Source organism: Pseudoalteromonas sp. SR45-6 (assembly GCF_014163545.1).
GTDB lineage: Bacteria > Pseudomonadota > Gammaproteobacteria > Enterobacterales > Alteromonadaceae > Pseudoalteromonas > Pseudoalteromonas rhizosphaerae.
Window position 1 is genome coordinate 126,731 of the sequence record NZ_JACJDM010000004.1, and the last position, 18,927, is coordinate 145,657.

The following is an 18,927-nucleotide window of genomic DNA, read 5'->3' on the forward strand; positions in this document are numbered from 1 at the left end:
AATTTAACTCCACAGGTTGCCAGGAACCAAATAAATACCGAGCACTTGGGTCATTAAAAACCAAAACACTACAGCAACAGGGATAGAGGCCAATAAGAGAATAGCCTTGCGGCGCTCACCCATAACAAAAAAGCCAACTAATAAAAACGCACTGGTTGAGATTAAAAAGCCAATAGGCTCAAGCGCTGCGCTATATATCACCATCAATATAAGCAACCCGATTGTTCGCAATACATGTGACTTTTCGAGCGCATTATCTTCATCAACGGCTGCAGTTGGTTTAAGTAAAGTAGCCCCGATAGAAAGCAGACAAACGATAATACCAAATGCCGCATATACTTTAGGTAAGGTGGCAGAAGTAACCGTTTCATACTCTTCAAATGGGAGTAACGGAATTTGCCATGCCACAATGGCGTAGAGGGTAAATAGCGCCAAGAATAAACTTGGCCCTAGTAGTTCGCGATTCAACATAAAAGCCTCGATTAACGTGACGTACGAATAAAGCCGAGTTCTTCCATAACAACTTTAAGCTGTGCTTCTTGCTGTTCAAGTGACTTTATAAATTGATCTTTTTCTTGGAATAGGTTTAACCAACCGTTACGTGCACGGACTACTTCCCACTCTGGAGTGGTTTGTAATTTACGTAACTTCTCGGTGTATTCTGCAAGTTTATCAGCCGGTAAATTGGGTGCCGCAAAGAAACCACGCCAATTAACAAACTCCATATCATAACCAAGTGATTTTAAGGTTGGAATTTGTGGATAATCTGGTAACGCTTCACCAGATGTCACAGCTAGAATGCGAGCTTGACCGCCATTAGCGACTTCTAACGCTTCGCTAAGTCCGGTAGAAAGTAAGTTAACCTCGCCAGATAACAACCCTGCTTTGGCTTTACCACCCGCGTCATAAGGGATATAACGCAAACGACGTCCGTCAAGGCCTGCCGCTTTAACTGCTTGCGCTGCAACTAAGTGATCCATGCTGCCACGTGCAGAGCCACCAGCTACTTTTACAGAGCCTGAATCTTCTTTCATTGCTGCGATCACATCCTGCCAGGTTTTAAATGGCGAATCGTTACGTACTACAAATGCACCGTAGTCGGCAATCATACTGGCAACGGGAGTTAAATCACGGTAGCTGTAAGGAATTTTACCGGTTAGTGCCCGCAACACGATAGGTGTTGAGTTAACCATTAAGATATCGCCTTTTTTAGTACCAGACTCAATCAGATAAGCGATTGCACGGCCACCGCCGCCGCCCGACATATTTTGAAAAGACGCATTATCTTCAATACCCGCTTTCACTAAACCTTCACCCACACCGCGTGCTGTGGTATCCCAGCCGCCACCAGGGCCGCCCGGTACTAAAAAGTGAATGTCAGCCATAGCAAACGGACTGCTTAGTACTAACGATGCCGCAAGTACCGTAGTTTTAAATGATTTAAATGATTTTTTAAGTAAGTTCATCTCAATTTACTCCTAAAATAAATACTGCATGCGCGCACTAAAGCCCATACCTGAGTCTTCATCACCCACTAACGCAGTTGCGCCTGGGCCCTCTACATCGCTGTAGATCAAGTTGCCCATAAATTTGATATCGCTGCTGATATAATAGGATGTGCCTAGGGTATAAGTAGTTACTTCAGTACCTTGCGTGCTACTTGTTGCATCCATTTGTGATACTCGGGCGACAAGCTCCCACGCATCTTTAATGCCTTTAGGTTGTACAAATAATGCTGAACCGGCTTTGTACCTGCGTTGCTCACCACCTAAGAAGTAGCTCGCTGATACATGAAAACCATCATAACGCTCGCCATCAAGCGGGTCGGCGCCATTAACAGCATCGAGTGTGCGGCTTGCGTATTCAGCTTCTAGCGTTAATGCATCAGCTTGATACGCAAACTCAAGACCACTTTGCGACAAACTATCCAATGCCACGGCATTACCACCCACCGCATAATCAACAAGACGTACATTGGCTTCACGTATTTCGCCACGGGCAAAGCGCGCACCTAACTCGTTACCACCCATATCACGGTATGAATGCCACGCACCTAAATGAATCACATCGCCTGGGGCTGCGCTTGACCAAGTAACACGTCCCGTTGCAGCGAGTGTTAGTTGATCATCTTCGTCATGACCCGTAGCACCAAAGGCATCATTTTTATAAACACCAACGGCATAACGAAAACCACTGTCTTTAAAGTATTGAGACGCTGACGCTCCCCAACGGAAGAACGGCGAAAAAGTATTGGCTAGCGTACTGCGCTCTATAGTATTGGTATGCTTAGAGCTCGTTAAGCCATTTAAGGTGATGTCTTCACGGATTTTACCCGCTTTAATTTTTAGACCATTATCGAAATTATAACGAACTCGCGCCATCACGATTTCTGCTGTGCCTTCGGCAAACTCAAGCAGTAACTTGTGATCCCAGTTACCATGCTCACTTTCAACATAAGTACGGATACGACGCGCAAAAAAATCACCGCCCGCATCACCGTCATTATTCGCGTTATATGCACCATCAAAATAGTTGTAATCAAGTTGCACTCGACCACCAAATTCCAAATTAAAGCCGCTAGACTTCTTCAGCGCAGCGACTTCTTTTTGTAGTTCGTCTAGTTGCTGCTGTAATTTTTCAGTGTCATTGGCAGCGAATGCTGAGGTACTTGCTAGTGCTGCTGCAATGGCTAAAGCCAATTGTGTGTTACTTGCTTTCATTGGTTGTTCTCTCCACACCTGTTGATGATTTTGTTGTCGTTAGATGAGCGACTACACACTGCTATCTGTCTTCGAGCATAGTGTTAACGTCAGATTAACGAAATGTTTAGAATTTAAGCTGCATTGATCTGCTTAAAATGCATTTAGCGCATAAAAATCACGCACAATATGCACAAAACTACAGTTTAATAACTCGTTGATAGTAATTGATTATTTATTGAGGTTTAGCTAAAAGAGGCATCTTAAGGGGTGATAAATAATTCACCCCCTTGATAATACTTATACTTTAAAGTTGCTTACTAGGTTGTCTAACTGTTGACACTGCTGTGCCAATGCTTGGCATGCACGCTCAGCCTGATCCACTTTGTCTAGCATATTGCCACTTGATGTAGCGATACGTTGCACATTGATATTCACATCTTCACTCACTTGGCTTTGCTGCGTGGCAGCGGTGGCAATTTGCATGTTCATATCGTTAATAATGGTAACTGCGTCATTAATACGCTGCACCGATTGCGCGGCACCGCGAGAGTGCTCAATCGTTTGTTGACCGCTTTTGGTACTGGCTTGCATTGCACCAACCGCTTGATTGGTACCTTGTTGGAGCTTTTCAATCATAGCGTTGATCTCTCCGGTACTATCTTGCGTGCGACTCGCTAATGAACGCACCTCGTCAGCAACGACCGCAAAGCCTCGCCCCTGCTCACCCGCGCGCGCGGCTTCAATGGCCGCATTTAACGCTAACAAGTTTGTTTGATCAGCAATACCACGGATAACATCAAGCACAGTGGCGATATTCATTACATCTTGCTCTAAGGTGTTTATTACGTCGCTCGATGCCGAAATGTCGGTCACCAGTTGATTAATTAACGAAATGGTTTCTTCAATTGTGGCTTTTGCTACATTGGCATCATTATTAGCAGTACTTGTGGCACTGGCCGCATCATTAGCGTTTTGGCTTACGTTATCACTGGTCGTGCTCATTTCATTTACCGCAGCTGCCACTTGCTCACTTTCTATTTGCTGATTACTGGCTTCACTTAATACACTTGCAGTAATAATGCGCAAACTTTCAGTTTCATTGCGCACCTGTTCAGCCGAGCCGACAACCGCCAATACTGTGTTATGAATTTTACTGATAAAGGTATTAAACGAACGCGCAAGCGCACCCATTTCATCGTTTGACTCACTGTTTAACCGTTGCGTGAGATCGCCTTGGCCACTAGCTATGTTTTCTAATGCTAACTGCATTTTCTTTAACGGCGCCAAAATAACGGTAGACAGCAGCCAAGTTGCAGCTATTGATAAAACAAAGCTCAATACAATACCAAACTGCAAAGCAAAGCTAGCAGACTCTTGATTAGCGGATACTTCAATTAAAGAATTTGTAAGTTTGGCATCTATTTCATCACGCATGCTAGTAACATTTTTGCGAATACGCGCCAACACTGCTTCCATATCTTGTTTATGCTCAGCTAAGTAACTAGCCGCAAGCTGGTGATCACTAAAAAGTGCTTGGTAGTAACGAGACCAAATAGCGACATCGGCTTTGATATTCGTAACCCGCTGTGCATTGATCGCATCAATGTAGCCAGACTTCACCAGCTTTAATGGGCTAGAAAGGCGCGCGTCGATACGGACTATATTATCTCGGTACTCTGCAAGCTGTACTATATAGTTTTGTTTGTCGCCTTGTCCTAGCACCATGCTCAAACCTGCCGTTTTCACCTGAAAGAGATCACGATAGCCGTCTTCAAGATCGTCCAGCACCGTTCGCACCTCTAAACTTATAAAACTGTTAAGTCGAGCTTGCTCTTTAAACGTATACAACACGTAACCCGACAACACCGAAAAAATAACTAAGGCGACGACGACAGGAATAGCAAATTTAACTCGAAAGCTAAGGTTATTTATAAATTGGCTCATTTTTATCACTTATCAGTTTGCGGGCAATGGGAGGATGTGTTTAAAAGAAAAATAGCGCTATGTACCTGAAAAAACAAATAAACTAAATGAACAAAAAGAATTAAAAAAACTAATAGCCACGACCATTCCAAGTATATTTATTAAGCCCTATAAGCCACACTCCCACTTTTAATTTTATTTTCCCAAAGCTGGGAAACTGCTTCTAACAATAAAAAAGCAAACCAAGTAATTTCAATCACTTATAGTTTGGCATGTTATTCGCTTTAGGCTATTCAATTGCCTTAACAACAAATTACCAATGCCATGGATATAGATAGCACTTTAAAACGCAGCACCAAACCGAGTCAGCGTAAAAAACTCATATTTGGTACCTTACTTATTAGCATAGCGCTTATTATTTGGCTGATTTACTCATGGCTAGCACCTACCGCATTGGCGGCTAATCAACTGCAAATAGCCACCGTAACTCAAGCTGATTTTGTAATAAAAATACGTGGCTTTGGCCGTTTAAAATCAAAGTATCAGCGTTATTTAACCAATACCGATAGCGCCATGGTCGAAGCTCAGCACTTCAATGTAGATTTAGGCCAGTTAGAACAAGCACTGATCAACCTAATTAAAAATGCCTTTGAAGCCGGAGGTAGAAGCGCACCTACTCTTAGCTGGCAACAACATAAAGATAAAGTTGTTATTAAGCTGCTCGATAGCCGCACTGGTATTACAAATCCTGAAAACCTATTTGTGCCTTTTTATTCAACAAAAGCGCAAGGCGCAGGGATCGGTTTAGTGATCAGCCGCGAACTCATTCGTAATCAAGGTGGTCAGTTACAATTATTAGCCAATCCTGAAGGTCAAGGTACTCGTGTATTAGTTACCTTACCAAGATAATGCCCTGTATTTTATTGGCTTATAAGCCATAGCTTGGTAATCTAACAACAATAGGGACACTTAAAACCAGCCAAAAAGAAGAACAATAATGAAATGGACTCAATTAACGAGCCTCACACTCAGTGTGTGTTTTTTAGTTATAAGTTTTTATAGCACCAGCCAAGAATACCAAATCCAAGCTGCAGATGATTGGGTGAAACAACAGCCACTGATTAAAACGGAAATCCCAGTCAACCAAATCGTCGATGGTACTTATTACCGATTACTTGATACCCAAATAAAAGTATCTGCTCAACATCCTCAGCAGCGCTACACGCGTACTGTGATGCAGGCGGTGAACCAAACTGGCATCGATTACATTAGCCAACTTAATTTAGACTTTGATCCCAGTTATCAAACCCTCACACTCAATAGTCTTGGCCTTATCCGAGATGGGCAATACATAAATAAACTCGCTAGCGCACAATTTAAGGTCTTACAACGAGAAACCGAATTAGCCAATGGAATTTACAACGGCAGCCTAAGTTTAAATATTATTGTTGATGATATGCGCATTAACGACCAGCTCGATTACAGCTTTACGATTACTGGCCGCAACCCTATTTACCAACATTTTAGCGCGTCTCGCACATTAAACTGGTCGGTACCGGTGGCGCAACAATTTATGCGTGTGTTATGGCAAAAACCCACACCACTTTATATCAATACAATTAACGGCGAGGTTGACATAAAAGACACCCCGCTCGCTGTTGGTCATGACTATCAAATCAGCTTACACAATCAAGCAACAATCACATCTTCAAGCCAAACACCATATTGGTATAACCCGTATAAACAGGTTTTTTTCTCTGAATTAAAATCATGGCAGGAAGTTGCTAACTGGGCAGCCCCTTTATATCAATCCGCAATAGAAGTAACAGATCCTGTAACACTCATTGCCGATGAAATAGCCATGCGTAATCCACAAGCCTCCGATCGTATCGCCGCTGCATTAAAGTTCAGTCAAGACGAGGTTCGTTATTTAGGCTTGGAGATGGGTACTAACTCCCACCAACCAACGTCGGCATCTGAAACTCTGGCACTTCGTTATGGTGATTGTAAAGACAAAACCGTACTGCTAATTTCATTACTTAAAGCAATGGGGATCAAAGCCTATCCTGCATTAGTGAACACTGACGAAGGTAAACGGTTAATTGAACTACCAGCCTCAGCACAAATATTTGATCATGTCATTGTCACGCTTGAGCATGCAGGTCAACGTTATTGGCTAGATCCAACAATAAACTATCAAACCGGAACTTTAGCGCATTTAGCACAACCAAATTATGGTTATGCATTGATTGTTAAACCTTTTGAGCAACAGCTTACAAAAATGAGTCCCCCTGTCGATGGTATTACAATTAAAACGCATGATAACTACACCATAGCTCTTAAACCTGAACAGCCAACAACATTTCAAACTAGTTACATATATAGCCAGTTTGATGCTGTAAATAGACGCAGTTCATTAGCCCGCAATGGACTCGATAAAATAGCGAAAGATTACCTAGAATATTACCAAGGCTATTTTCAAGGCATAACCATTGATAAGCCGATGACGGTAACTGAGAATACAAATAACGGCGAGCTGTTAAGTGACGAGTTTTACCTTATTAATGATTTTTGGCAACCTGACGACGAAGGACTCAGAGCTGACTTTTATGCCTCAGAGATACAAAATAGCGTTTACGAACCCGATCAAATTAATCGCACAACGCCGCTGTATTTTAAGTACCCAAATAATATTGAAACAACGATTAAAATAAAATTTGAAGAACCAAATTGGCACTTTGATAATAAGCAAAGTGAAATTGATAATGCGTTCTTTAATTTCAAAAAGAATATCCACTTTACGGACAATATATTAACACTCGATTTTTCATTTAGCGCCAAACAAGATCATATTCCAGCTGATCAGATTAAACTGTACCTGAGCGAACGAGACAAGCTAATCGACAATGCGCAGTTTGGCATTGTTAAATATGTAACTGCAGATACCACTAGCAGTTTTGATTTAAACGATAATTGGATCATTGTAGTATTACTTGCTTACCTGCTCGCACTGATATTTTTTATTGTGGCATGGCGTATCGAGTCAGCAAAGCGCCCAACATTTAGTGATGCGCAGTTTTACCCAGTTACTAATGCAAAGTTTATTCTTTATAGTATTTTTACTTTAGGACTTTTTATTAACTACTGGAGTTATCGCAACTGGAAAGCAATTAAAATACAGCAAAATAGTCATATCATGCCGATTGCTCGCGGGATTTTCGCGATATTTTTTTATTACTCTTTATATTTAGAGCTAGTTGCACACAGCCAAACGCAGCACAATAAAAATAAAATCATGCCAAACGTCTTGGCAATTATTGCGTGGTTACTGGTTATTTTGGCAAGTCTCATGACCCGTATTGACGAAGCAACTACTATAGCTATTTGTATCCTGCCATTTTTATGGCTGCCATTAGTTAATTACATTCAACACCTAAACCAATCATCTGACGCACTTGCATACAATTCTAAATGGCGAGTAAGAAATATAGTTATCGCCATAATCTGGGTACCTATTTTATTTTTAAGCTTACTGGAAGAAGTCTATTTATTACCGAGTACCGCTATCGTAAAAGGCGATAAATTGTGGTCATTTCAAATGCAATTCTTAAAACGCCATCAATTAGTACCTATTGATGAAGATGTTTTATATTTTTACAGCGATGCGTGGGTAGATTTTCGTAACGACGGCAATGGTATAAGCGACAACTACATTTTTAGCTATTGGCAAAATGAACAAGGCCAACTTGAATCAAACTTAAAACACTTTAAGGATGTTACTAGCGTCGAAGTCACTTATGGCAGAACACAACTTGATAATACAGTGATTAAAGTTATCGACAAACAAGGCGAGCACTTTTTACTTATAGTTAATAGCGAAGGAAGCAAAGATAAAGAATTGGTAGAACAAATAAATAACCGCATTGCAAGTAATAAGACGCCATAAGCATTAGCAATGCAAAATAATCTAATATCAGCAAGAAATCGGGCTGTGTAATATTAATGCCAACAAAGTGCTTTATTTGTTGTTTTTATCAGCAAATAAAATAAATGAGAATTATTTGCAAATGAGTGTTGACAGATCATAAGATCTAACTGATAATCAATATCAACAAGACGCAAAGCACAACGACTTGTACGGAATAAACTGATTTGTTTCTCGACCCTGAAACACGTGTGGCGCACGTAAACAGCTAAGGTTACCTGTTACTAACCGCAACGCCCCTTGATGTTGGTGACAGGTAACCGCCCTACTATTTTACTTGCTACATTGCTCATATCGGTGACGGTAGATATGAAACTAAAAAAGCCCTTACGGGCTTTTTTTATGTCTGTAATTTAGTGAGCTAACCAGTGGAAAAACAATTACCGGCGGTTTTTACGTGCTCGTGCTCGACGTTGTTTTTTCTCTTCTTCTTTAGCGGCTTTTTTAGCCTCAGCCGCAGCACGTAGCCCTGCAACCATCACTTCTTCTTCTTCACGCATAGCTGGAGTTTCCATAGTGATACGACCAATTATGCCATCGCGTAATTCATTAATTAGAATTTCTGACATTTTATAAGTATCAATTTGGTTACCACCACGAATACAACCACGCTTTTTACCCGCCATTTCAACAAATTCCCAATCATTTTCAGGTAATTCATCAATTTTATAACGCGCTTTTAAAAGTTCAGGATACGCCCGCAATAGATATTCAGCGGTGTAACTAGCGACTTCTTCATATTCAAGTGCGGTATCACGTATCGCACCTGTAGCACCTAAACGGTAGCCTGAGTTTTCATTTTCAACTTTTGGCCACAACATACCCGGTGTGTCGTAAAGCATGATGCCGTCTTCTAGCTTAATACGTTGCTGCGCTTTAGTAACCGCCGGTTCGTTGCCTGTTTTAGCAACAATACGACCCGCTAACACATTAATTAACGTAGATTTACCCACGTTAGGAATACCCATGATCATGGCTTTAATTTGTTTATCAGCACCAACTTTATGCGGCACTAATTTTTTACACAGTTCATTAATACGATGAACTTCAGCCGCTTTATCATTACCAAACGCAATCGCTTTTACGCCATTTTCTTGCTCAAAGTAATCCTTCCACGTTTGCGTCATTTTAGGATCGGCTAAATCAGCTTTATTCAAAATTTTGATGACCGGCTTACCTTCACGCAACGTCGCCACCATCGGGTTTTCACTACTGTAAGGAATGCGCGCATCAAGCACTTCAATGATCACATCCATTTGTGGCATTATTTCTTTAATTTCATTACGGGCTTTATTCATATGCCCAGGGAACCACTGGATAGCCATTTTTAACTCCTACAGATAATTTCGGGCTATTTTAACTGGCTCAGCCCTTAATTGCGCTATACTGACGCAAATTTTTTTAAATAAACTGTTATGGCTCTTAAATCGACGATTATTAAAGCGCAGTTATCGCTAAGCGATATGGACCGCAACGTATACCAAGACTTTAATTTAACCTTGGCACAACACCCTTCAGAAACCGAGCAACGCTTGATGATCCGCTTGCTTGCCTATGCACTTAATGCCTGTGATGGTTTAGAATTTACTAAGGGTTTATCGGCTGATGATGAACCAGAGCTGTGGCATAAAAGCTATAGCGATGAGATCGAGCTGTGGGTTGAGCTTGGTTTACCTGATGAAAAGCGTGTTAAAAAAGCCTGTAATAAAGCTAAAAAAGTGGTGCTATACACTTATGGTGAAAACAACCAAGCAATTTGGTGGCAAAAGCATCAACCTAAATTGTATGAGTTTAAAAATTTAAGTATTTTTAGTTTAGATTTTGCTACAACTCAAGCGCTGGCAGCGCTGGTTGATCGCAATATATCGCTGACTATTACCATTCAAGATGGTGATGTATGGGTGAGCTCTGATTCAGTTAACATTGAAATAAAACCAGTACAATTAATGTAATTGTAGGTTCAATAGATTAAGAGGGTGTATGACTGTTAAACGCGTTGTGGTATTACACGGATTGTATATGTCTGGCTTTGTAATGCGCCCTTTATGCTCGCAGCTCGAAAAGTCTGGGTTGGATATTCTCAACCTCTCTTACAATACATTGTCTCCCGATCGCGCCGCTATTTTTAAACAGATTGATAATTTTATTAATGATAAAAATACGGCCCTTGTTTGTCATTCAATGGGCGGACTGGTGGCGCGTGCATACCTTGCTGCAAATTCAGAGCAAAGCCAAAACGTAACAAAAGTTATTACTTTAGGCACACCGCATAAAGGCAGCCATATAGCCCGCAGAATGCAGCAAAAAGGCTTTGATGTATTTTTAAAAAACAGTGTGGAGTTTTTACTGACCGAAAATGGTGATTGGCCATTTAATGCCAAGCTTTATAGTATTGCTGGCGATTTACCGATCGGCCTCATGCCGCTAATTGCCAAAGGTAGTCAATCAGATGGTACGGTATTAATTGATGAAACCAAACTCAAAGGCATGGCAGAACATAAAGTGTTTCATTTAAGTCACACCAGTATGATCTACTCACGCCAAGTGATGAATTATATTGTTGAGTTGCTGGTTTAATCTTCTGCACTAGCAGCCACTTTATAGGCAACAAATGCGATGATTGCTAAGATCAGTGGTGTTGGCGCTGCGATATAACCAAAGGTATCAAAGTTAGCAAAGCTTGCTCCTGCTAAATGGCCGACTAAGCCAACTACAAATGCAATCAACGCTATACCAATAACAACTAATTCCATTTTACTTTCTTTTTGTGTTTTAGCCTGCATGTTATCTCTCCATCAAATTTATCTGTGTTGATTATGCGCCGACTAAAAACGTTAATTTTGACCTAAATCAAATAACCACTCGCCATGTAATAGCTTGCTATAAAAGCTTGTTTTAGATCATCTTATTGTGCTTTTATTAAGCGATTTGCGGTTATTTTGATTTTTAGGGTGGTTTTTTAAAGATTGGAGCCCATCTCTATTGTACGAACAAATTAATTACTACAGCAGGTTGGCTAATAGGTAAAATCTATTAAGGTTATCGATTTTAACCATTTTACAGATTACTAAAAATGGCTGATACTTGCTTCAGTGTTTAGAAAACATCTTATCAGTTTATTAAGGAGAAGTTATGTCACAGGTAAACGCAATTGGTCTTAACAGCGCGAAAAGTGAAGATATCGTCAAGTCACTCAATACCCTGCTAAGTAGTTATCAAATTCAATATATGAATGCCCGCGGTTTTCATTGGAATATTAAAGGTCGCAACTTTTTTGAACTACACGTCAAGTTTGAAGAAATTTATAACCTATTACTTTTAAAAGTAGATGAAGTCGCTGAGCGTATTTTAACGCTTGATGGCGCACCACTGCATGCATTTTCTGATTACTTAGAGATCAGCAAAATTAAAGAAGCAAAAAATATCAGTGATGGTGTCGCTGCAGTCGAAAACTTACTCGCTGGTTACAGCACGCTAATTAAAATGCAGCGCGATATTTTAGAGCAAGCAAGTGATGCACAAGATGAAGGTACGGCTTCATTGATGAGTGATTATATAACTGAGCAAGAGAAGCTAGTGTGGATGCTTAAAGCTTATTTAAATTAATCATAACCAGGTTTTAATATATAGATGTTCCGGGTGCTTAGCTAAGTAACCTGGAATATCATCGTAAAATTGTATATCCATATCGCTACCCCGCCAGATATGTTCCAGCAAACTTTTGGCTACAGCACTTGCTTGAATATAAACAACACGTTTATAACCGCGCGCTTTAACACCATGAAAGTATTCAGTTGCAACCGCCAAGCTATCTGCGATCGCTAATTCAAACTAAGCTAAGTTAATCACCGCATATTCAATGGATTGAGGCGGCAACTTTGCTAAATCAGCAAATACATCCTTGGTAAAAGCCTGTATACCTTCTCGATTAAAACATCCAATCACTTTGATATATATTGTTGGTGATTCAATTGAGTATTCCCAGCGCCCATGTACATTAAACATATAAGTACCTCCAAACATAGTGAAACTCAATTGAATAGAAAATCACACTTAATCAGCCAAACTGATAAAGAAAGCCATCTCTAATGCTTTTTCTTCCAAGCTTTTAAAACGCCCTGATGCTCCGCCGTGACCGGCATCCATATCGGTTTTAAACACCAAAATATTATCGTCAGTTTTATATTCACGCATTTTAGCCACCCACTTCATCGGCTCCCAATATTGCACTTGTGAATCATGCAAACCGGTAGTCACTAAAATATGTGGGTATGCCTGTGCGGTAATATTGTCATACGGTGAATACTGAGCAATCACATCATAATAGGCAGGGTCATTTGGATTACCCCATTCATCGTATTCATTGGTAGTTAGAGGTATTGACTCATCCAGCATGGTGGTTAGCACATCTAAAAATGGCACATGGCAGCCAATTCCTAAATAAAGCGCTGGCGCTTGGTTAACAACCGCTCCCATTAGTAAGCCACCGGCACTACCGCCTGAAGCAAACACTTTATCTTGCGCACCATAACCTTGCTCAACCAATACTTTGGTTACATCAATAAAGTCGTTAAAGCTATTTTGCTTATGCTGTTTTTTGCCTTGCTCGTACCAATCACGGCCCAACATCTCACTACCACGAACATGTGCTATAGCATACACAAAACCACGATCGAGTAAGCTTAATGAGGTACTCGAAAAGCTCGGATCAATGGTTATGCCATACGCCCCATAACCATATTGAAACAGTGGATTAGTGCCATTTTTAGCAAAACTATCTTTACGATAAACCAGCGACACGGGCACTTTAATACCATCACGCGCTGTTACCATTAATCTTTCAGAGGCATAGTTTTGCGGATCAAAACTGCCTAATACTTGCTGTTGTTTTAATAAAGTTTTATCACCATTATTTAAGTCTACTTCAAATAATGAACCTGGCGTGGTGAGGCTTGAGTAATAAATACGAGCTACGTACGTATCATGCTCAGGATTCATTGCAATGGCAGCATAATAACAAGGATCATCAAATTCTAAGGTCATACGCTGCTGTTGCTTATTAATGACCACAAAGCGTGTTTGTCCTTGCTCGCGCTCAGTAAGCACCAAGAAATCGTCAAACAGCTCTACGCCTTCTAATAAAACGCTATCACGATGAGGGGTATGCTCAAGCCACTGTGTTTTATCTGCAATGGTACTTGTATTAGCCGTCATTAAACGAAAGTTTTTAGCTTGCCAATTGGTCACGATATAAAACGTATCGCCGAGTTTATCAACATCAAACTCATGCCCTTCTTCGCGTGGCAGTAACTGAGTAAACACTCCTTGCGGCTGATCAGCATCTAGCACCCAAGTATCGTTCGTTTCTGTAGTGGCTAAATCAATAATGATCAGCCCCTCATCACGGCTTTTACCAAGCCCCATAAAAAAGCTTCGATCTTGCTCTTCATATACCAATACATCGTGCGCTTGCTTAGTACCTAATACATGGCGATAAACTTGATAACCTAATAACGTTTTAAGGTCTTTCTTTACGTAAAAAACCGTTTTATTGTCGTTTGCCCAAACGATTTGCCCTTCGGTGTTTTCTAATACATCTTCAAGTAAATCATCGTTATCAATAACTTTAAACTTTACGGTATAGATACGACGGCCATCGGTATCTTCAGAGTAAGCCAACAATTGTTCATTAGGACTAATTGCCACCTCGCCTAATTCATAAAATTCAAAACCTTCTGCAAGTATATTTACATCTAACAGTAGCTGCTTATCTGCGGCATCCATCTGACGACTACGGTAATGGCGAGAATATTCATCATCGCCACGTACTTCAGAGTGATACCAATACTGGCCATCTTTAACGGGAAAAGTATTATCGTCTTTAACAATACGCCCTTTTAGTTCTTCGAACAGTTGCTTCTGAAAAGACTGAATAGGTGCTAATTGCTGTTCACAATAGTCATTTTCAGCGGCTAAATGTGCCAGCATCGCTGGCTCTGTACGTTCGTCATCACGCATCCAATAATAATCATCAATGCGTATTTTTTGGTGTGTTGTTAACGTGTGCGGCTGTTTACGTGCAACAGGAGCATTAGGAAGTGAAGACAACGATAAGTTTGATAGAGCCACAGAAAAACCAATAAAAAATTTCGATGGCTGGAGTTTAACATAATTTTCAAAAGTGCATAAAAAAGCCCACTCAATGAGTGGGCCGAAAAATGCTAAATAGCATTAAGGGGAAACTTGCTGCCAGGCTAAATCCCAACTTTGTCCCACACCGGGCTCATAAAGAGGATTATTTTCTTCTTTCACATTGCAAAACTGGCTGAAAGGCCAAGGTTTGCATTTATAAATTAAGCCTGTTTTTGGCTGTAACACTTTTACACCCGCATTATAAACACTGCATTTTTCAGGGTAGATATAGTCATATGCAGGCTTAACGGCTTGGTAATCATCACATTTAGCAATACATTGAAAAGTTAATTCCGCACGAGTAATCCCGCAGCCTTCAAGTGCATAAATCTGGTTTGAACGATAAGCTACCACTAAACCTTGCTCAGTCATTCTTCCTGCTTCAACTAGTGGTATATGGGTATTAATATATTCCGCGACAAAACGCGGCCAATTATGTGGCTCACCTTGTTCTTCAGTGATAATTTCATATTTAAATGATAAATCGACTAGCTCTCCTTGCGTGTCATAAAAAGTCACTGTCACCATATCACCAACAAATAATTGGGTATGATGATTTAGACAACCTATTGGCATCCAATTTCCACAGGCCAATGACGTATGCATAAACAAAGCAACACCTTAAGAACATCTAATAGGTACTATCCAGTATTTATTGGATAAAAGAAATACTTTTTAACTATATTGTAGGGCTGATGACACACAGTGAGGCTAAAATTACCCTGTGCAACGGCCCCGCTATCTTAGTTTTAGCACACTAAAACCTTAGACCGGAAACTTTGCGTCCTAACCTTTCGATTAGTTTGCCAAAACAGCGTGAGTATAATGTGACATAGCTCAAAGATCAAACTAAAGAATGTAACCGCCAATAAAAACCAATACTAAGGTATATAAAAATAAAAAAGCCAATACATTACGTATTGGCTTTTAAAGTCCGTAGTAACAAATTGAAACTAACGATCTAACTGCGGCCCTTGTTTACTTTTAAATAAGAGCATAATTTCATTAAATAAAGCTTTAAACACCTTACCTACATCACTCATTATGATGTACAAACACGGCACTAATATTAACGTGATTAAGGTTGCAAACATTACTGCAAATCCAAGCGCTACAGCCATAGGTATTACAAATTTAGCCTGTAAGCTGGTTTCAAACATAATCGGCAATACGCCCGCAAAGGTCGTGATTGATGTCAGCAATATTGGTCTAAAGCGGGCACAACCGGCCTCTATCACCGCATCTTTGATAGCGATACCTTCACGGCGAGCTTGGTTAACAAAGTCGGTCATAACCAGCGAATCATTAATAACTACACCCGCTGCGGCAATGATACCAAAGCCAGACATTAAGGTTAGATCTAAGCCAAACCAATAATGCCCCCATACAGCCCCCGTCAAACTAAACGGGATCACCGACATTACAATCAAAGGTTGCGCATAGCTTTTCAAAGGTACAGCCAACAAGATATATACTAAAATCATGCCACCAAAAAAGAACATTTTTTGCTGATTAGCTTGTGATTGCTGCTCTTCAATAGCACCGCCAAGCTCTGATTTAACGCTTGGGAACTCTTCTTTTAGTTGAGGTAATAGCTTGTCTTTTACTTGTGTAATTACTTCATTTGGCTCGATCACTTCTTCATCGATATTGCCATAAACATACACAGTACGATAACCACCTTCACGGCGAATATAGCTAATGCCCGGTTTTTCAGTCAGCTCGACCACATCACCAAGCAACACTTCTTTACCTTGCGGTGTGGTGATAACTGCATGCTTGAGCGATGAAAACGCTTCACGGGTTAGTTTTGGATAACGTACCATCACCCGCACTTCTTCACCACGGCGAATAACACGCTGTGCTTCACCACCGTAAAAACTTGCGCCAACTTGATTTGCTATTGAGGCTAAGTCTAAACCGAGGTCATAAGCCACAGGTTTTAAACTCATTTGCACTTCTTTGCTGGCAGGGTCAATAGTCGAGCTAATATCAAACAAACCGTCTTGTTGTTGCAATAATTGAATAAAACGACGCCCGGCATCATTTAAAGTGTCGATATCTGAGCCATATAACAAGTAACCAAACTCACCATCACCACCACCTTGAGCATTCACATCGTCATAAATAATAAGCGACTTAACACCAGCAATGGTTGGCATCGCTTCACGCCAACGACGAGAAAGTTCAAACGCGTTATAAGGACGTAAATCCTCTTCAACTAATGGTGCGAGTATTTGCGCTTCAGTACGACCTTGGTTAAACACGAGTACATCTCTAATTAGTTTTTGACCATATTCCCGCTCAGTCTCTTTATCAACGGCAATCACCATAGCTTCGATTTCACGAATTGCTTCAATGGTTTGTATATCAGAGACATTATCATTCATCTCTAAGTTGATCTGCGGATAGTCATGCGGGATCTTCGGCATAAAACCAGTACGCACATTGTTTGATGCAATCAAGGCAAAAGTGACGATCAGTAATGAAATAAACGAGAACAGTACCGCCCAACGCCACTCTACACAACGCACTATAAAACGTCGATATGGTCCATTTACAAAACCAAAAAAGCGTTTATTAAAACGTGCTCGCCAGCTATCTGGCTTAATTGGCGGGAAGTTAGTATGGGCAATATGTGCAGGTAGAATAAGCTTTGATTCTATTAAGCTGAATATTAAACACAACATAACCACGACTGCGATCCCAAAAAAGAATGCACTTTCAGGGCCTGTCGATAACGTAAATGGCGCAAATACCGCAACTGTGGTTAACACCCCAAAGGTTGCTGGGGTTGCGACTTTTTTAGCGCCATTAACGACATTAACAACTCCACCGCCTTTTTTCTCTATTTCGGTGTAGGCGCTTTCTCCGATGACAATGGCGTCATCCACCACAATCCCTAGCACCATAATAAAGGCAAATAATGACAAGATATTAATGGTTACACCAAACAGCGGCATCATCATCATGGCGCCTAAAAAGCATACCGGCAAGCCAATCATTACCCATAGCGCAAGCTTAAAGCGTAAGAACAAAGAAAGCATAATAGCGACTAAAATTGCACCTTGGATCAGGTTATTTACCATCATATCTAAGCGAGCATTTAAGTAATAGGTCATATCCATTAATGGCTCTAAGCGGACACCCGGCGGTAAGTCTTTATTTTTTTGATCAATAAACGCTTTAACTGAATCCGCAACAGGAATAATACTTTGCTCTTCCGTCGCTTTTACTGATAAATAAACGGCATTTTCACCATTGAACTTAAAGTAACGTTCGCCTTCGGTGAATTGGTCCTTAATAATTGCAATATCTTGCAGTAAAACTTTAGCGCCGTTATCACCAATTTTTACTGGTATTTGGCGAAACTCCTCACCTGAATACAGTTGGTTTTCAACTCGTACAGAAATAACCCCAGCATCGGTTTTTAATTGTCCTGCTGAAAAGTTGGCTGAATAACGACGCACAGCATCAGCGACTTCGCTTAAGGTTAAGTTGTAACGACGTAATGTGTCTGGTTCAATCTCAATGGCAATTTCATCCAGTGGTACATCATTGACCACCAGTGATACATTTGATAGCTGTAATAGCTCATCTTCAATGCGGTTAGCTATCGGTTTGAGCTCATTCAGTGGTAGGTCGGCAACTAATGTCATGCCTATTACATCTTGGCGAAACTCTATTTGACTTATGGTGACCGGCTCCATGCCTGCGGGGAAAGTAGCGATACCATCAACCCGCAACTTAATTTTATCCAGTACATCGGTGAGCTCTGCATCAGTATTGATTTCTAACTGGGCGCTGCCGCCGTTACGAAATGCGCGATATACACCTTTTTTAATTTCGGTAATATCTTTTAAAGATTCTTCAATCTTAACTAGGATACTTTCTTCCATCTCTTGCGGTGACGCGCCAGGGTAATTCGCATTAATTGTAATGTAATTAATTTCAATGTTCGGGAACATTTGTCGTTGGATAGTTAAAAAACTAATGATCCCCATTACTATAATGAAAACCATCATTAAATTAGCCGCTACAGAGTTATTAGCAAAGTAGGCAATAATACCGGTCTGCTTTTCAACCGTTGAGTCTGGTGTATTTGGTAGTTCAGTGTTACTCATA

General features: G+C 40.6%; 16 protein-coding genes and 1 riboswitch. Of the genes, 5 read left to right on the forward strand and 11 right to left on the reverse strand.

From position 1 onward, the window contains the following. Positions 1 to 3 precede the first annotated feature (3 nt). From H5158_RS03475 to H5158_RS03490, 4 genes are all read right to left on the reverse strand, one after another. Complete coding sequence (locus H5158_RS03475; protein ID WP_145240097.1) at positions 4 to 471, reverse strand: tripartite tricarboxylate transporter TctB family protein; 468 nt, start codon at positions 469 to 471, stop codon at positions 4 to 6. An 11-nt stretch (positions 472 to 482) separates the two neighbouring features. Then, complete coding sequence (locus H5158_RS03480; protein WP_145240099.1) at positions 483 to 1,466, reverse strand: tripartite tricarboxylate transporter substrate binding protein; 984 nt, start codon at positions 1,464 to 1,466, stop codon at positions 483 to 485. A 12-nt stretch (positions 1,467 to 1,478) separates the two neighbouring features. After that, positions 1,479 to 2,720, reverse strand: coding sequence for an OprO/OprP family phosphate-selective porin (locus tag H5158_RS03485; RefSeq protein ID WP_145240101.1), 1,242 nt, complete (start codon positions 2,718 to 2,720; stop codon positions 1,479 to 1,481). Between the two features lie 279 nt (positions 2,721 to 2,999). Beyond that, the gene (locus H5158_RS03490; protein ID WP_182739458.1) at positions 3,000 to 4,646 is read right to left on the reverse strand and encodes a methyl-accepting chemotaxis protein; all 1,647 of its coding nucleotides are present in this window, start codon (positions 4,644 to 4,646) and stop codon (positions 3,000 to 3,002) included. Between the two features lie 303 nt (positions 4,647 to 4,949). On the opposite strand from H5158_RS03490, the gene H5158_RS03495 reads away from it, so the two are divergent. Further along, positions 4,950 to 5,534 carry an ATP-binding protein gene (locus H5158_RS03495; protein ID WP_182739459.1) on the forward strand — a complete coding sequence of 195 codons (585 nt, stop codon included), beginning with the start codon at positions 4,950 to 4,952 and terminating at the stop codon, positions 5,532 to 5,534. A gap of 88 nt (positions 5,535 to 5,622) precedes the next feature. Beyond that, a complete protein-coding gene (locus H5158_RS03500; protein ID WP_182739460.1) occupies positions 5,623 to 8,571 on the forward strand; it encodes a DUF3857 domain-containing transglutaminase family protein in 2,949 nt (982 codons plus the stop codon). A gap of 419 nt (positions 8,572 to 8,990) precedes the next feature. On the opposite strand, the gene ylqF is transcribed toward H5158_RS03500, so the two are convergent. Next, positions 8,991 to 9,935 (reverse strand): ribosome biogenesis GTPase YlqF, encoded by a 945-nt coding sequence (gene ylqF / locus H5158_RS03505; RefSeq protein ID WP_182717516.1) that lies wholly within the window; start codon positions 9,933 to 9,935, stop codon positions 8,991 to 8,993. 90 nt (positions 9,936 to 10,025) lie between these two features. On the opposite strand from ylqF, the gene H5158_RS03510 reads away from it, so the two are divergent. Together H5158_RS03510 and H5158_RS03515 are read left to right on the forward strand one after the other, a co-directional pair. Beyond that, positions 10,026 to 10,562 carry a YaeQ family protein gene (locus tag H5158_RS03510; RefSeq protein ID WP_145240254.1) on the forward strand — a complete coding sequence of 179 codons (537 nt, stop codon included), beginning with the start codon at positions 10,026 to 10,028 and terminating at the stop codon, positions 10,560 to 10,562. Between the two features lie 28 nt (positions 10,563 to 10,590). Then, positions 10,591 to 11,187 (forward strand): alpha/beta hydrolase, encoded by a 597-nt coding sequence (locus H5158_RS03515; protein ID WP_145240252.1) that lies wholly within the window; start codon positions 10,591 to 10,593, stop codon positions 11,185 to 11,187. Here the strand turns inward: H5158_RS03515 and H5158_RS03520 are convergent. After that, entirely contained in the window at positions 11,184 to 11,393 is a 210-nt protein-coding gene (locus tag H5158_RS03520) for a hypothetical protein (protein ID WP_149982248.1), read from the reverse strand. The genes H5158_RS03515 and H5158_RS03520 overlap by 4 nt on opposite strands. Before the next feature lie 349 nt (positions 11,394 to 11,742). Here H5158_RS03520 and H5158_RS03525 point away from each other — a divergent pair, with 349 nt between their 5' ends. Continuing rightward, positions 11,743 to 12,216 (forward strand): Dps family protein, encoded by a 474-nt coding sequence (locus H5158_RS03525; protein ID WP_182717517.1) that lies wholly within the window; start codon positions 11,743 to 11,745, stop codon positions 12,214 to 12,216. Here H5158_RS03525 and H5158_RS03530 read toward each other — a convergent pair whose 3' ends face one another. The 5 genes from H5158_RS03530 to H5158_RS03550 form a co-directional block, all read right to left on the reverse strand. Next, positions 12,217 to 12,417 (reverse strand): hypothetical protein, encoded by a 201-nt coding sequence (locus H5158_RS03530; protein WP_182717518.1) that lies wholly within the window; start codon positions 12,415 to 12,417, stop codon positions 12,217 to 12,219. 24 nt (positions 12,418 to 12,441) lie between these two features. Continuing rightward, the gene (locus H5158_RS03535) at positions 12,442 to 12,615 is read right to left on the reverse strand and encodes a hypothetical protein (protein WP_182717519.1); all 174 of its coding nucleotides are present in this window, start codon (positions 12,613 to 12,615) and stop codon (positions 12,442 to 12,444) included. Positions 12,616 to 12,663: 48 nt separating this feature from the next. Then, positions 12,664 to 14,739, reverse strand: a complete 2,076-nt coding sequence (locus tag H5158_RS03540) for a S9 family peptidase (protein WP_182739461.1) — start codon at positions 14,737 to 14,739, stop codon at positions 12,664 to 12,666. A gap of 102 nt (positions 14,740 to 14,841) precedes the next feature. Further along, the gene (locus H5158_RS03545; RefSeq protein WP_149982251.1) at positions 14,842 to 15,408 is read right to left on the reverse strand and encodes a chitin-binding protein; all 567 of its coding nucleotides are present in this window, start codon (positions 15,406 to 15,408) and stop codon (positions 14,842 to 14,844) included. A gap of 119 nt (positions 15,409 to 15,527) precedes the next feature. Continuing rightward, positions 15,528 to 15,620, reverse strand: a riboswitch (cyclic di-GMP riboswitch). Positions 15,621 to 15,755: 135 nt separating this feature from the next. Continuing rightward, entirely contained in the window at positions 15,756 to 18,926 is a 3,171-nt protein-coding gene (locus H5158_RS03550; RefSeq protein ID WP_149982252.1) for an efflux RND transporter permease subunit, read from the reverse strand. Position 18,927: the final 1 nt, after the last annotated feature.

Bases quoted from the DNA above. Each gene is read 5' to 3' on its own strand.
- H5158_RS03495 (WP_182739459.1), top strand. From the start codon at position 4,950: ATGGATATAGATAGCACTTTAAAACGCAGCACCAAACCGAGTCAGCGT.
- H5158_RS03480 (WP_145240099.1), bottom strand. From the start codon at position 1,466: ATGAACTTACTTAAAAAATCATTTAAATCATTTAAAACTACGGTACTT.
- H5158_RS03520 (WP_149982248.1), bottom strand. From the start codon at position 11,393: ATGCAGGCTAAAACACAAAAAGAAAGTAAAATGGAATTAGTTGTTATT.
- H5158_RS03475 (WP_145240097.1), bottom strand. From the start codon at position 471: ATGTTGAATCGCGAACTACTAGGGCCAAGTTTATTCTTGGCGCTATTT.
- H5158_RS03545 (WP_149982251.1), bottom strand. From the start codon at position 15,408: ATGCATACGTCATTGGCCTGTGGAAATTGGATGCCAATAGGTTGTCTA.
- H5158_RS03485 (WP_145240101.1), bottom strand. From the start codon at position 2,720: ATGAAAGCAAGTAACACACAATTGGCTTTAGCCATTGCAGCAGCACTA.
- ylqF (WP_182717516.1), bottom strand. From the start codon at position 9,935: ATGGCTATCCAGTGGTTCCCTGGGCATATGAATAAAGCCCGTAATGAA.
- H5158_RS03500 (WP_182739460.1), top strand. From the start codon at position 5,623: ATGAAATGGACTCAATTAACGAGCCTCACACTCAGTGTGTGTTTTTTA.
- H5158_RS03525 (WP_182717517.1), top strand. From the start codon at position 11,743: ATGTCACAGGTAAACGCAATTGGTCTTAACAGCGCGAAAAGTGAAGAT.
- H5158_RS03490 (WP_182739458.1), bottom strand. From the start codon at position 4,646: ATGAGCCAATTTATAAATAACCTTAGCTTTCGAGTTAAATTTGCTATT.
- H5158_RS03510 (WP_145240254.1), top strand. From the start codon at position 10,026: ATGGCTCTTAAATCGACGATTATTAAAGCGCAGTTATCGCTAAGCGAT.
- H5158_RS03535 (WP_182717519.1), bottom strand. From the start codon at position 12,615: ATGTTTAATGTACATGGGCGCTGGGAATACTCAATTGAATCACCAACA.
- H5158_RS03550 (WP_149982252.1), bottom strand. From the start codon at position 18,926: ATGAGTAACACTGAACTACCAAATACACCAGACTCAACGGTTGAAAAG.
- H5158_RS03515 (WP_145240252.1), top strand. From the start codon at position 10,591: ATGACTGTTAAACGCGTTGTGGTATTACACGGATTGTATATGTCTGGC.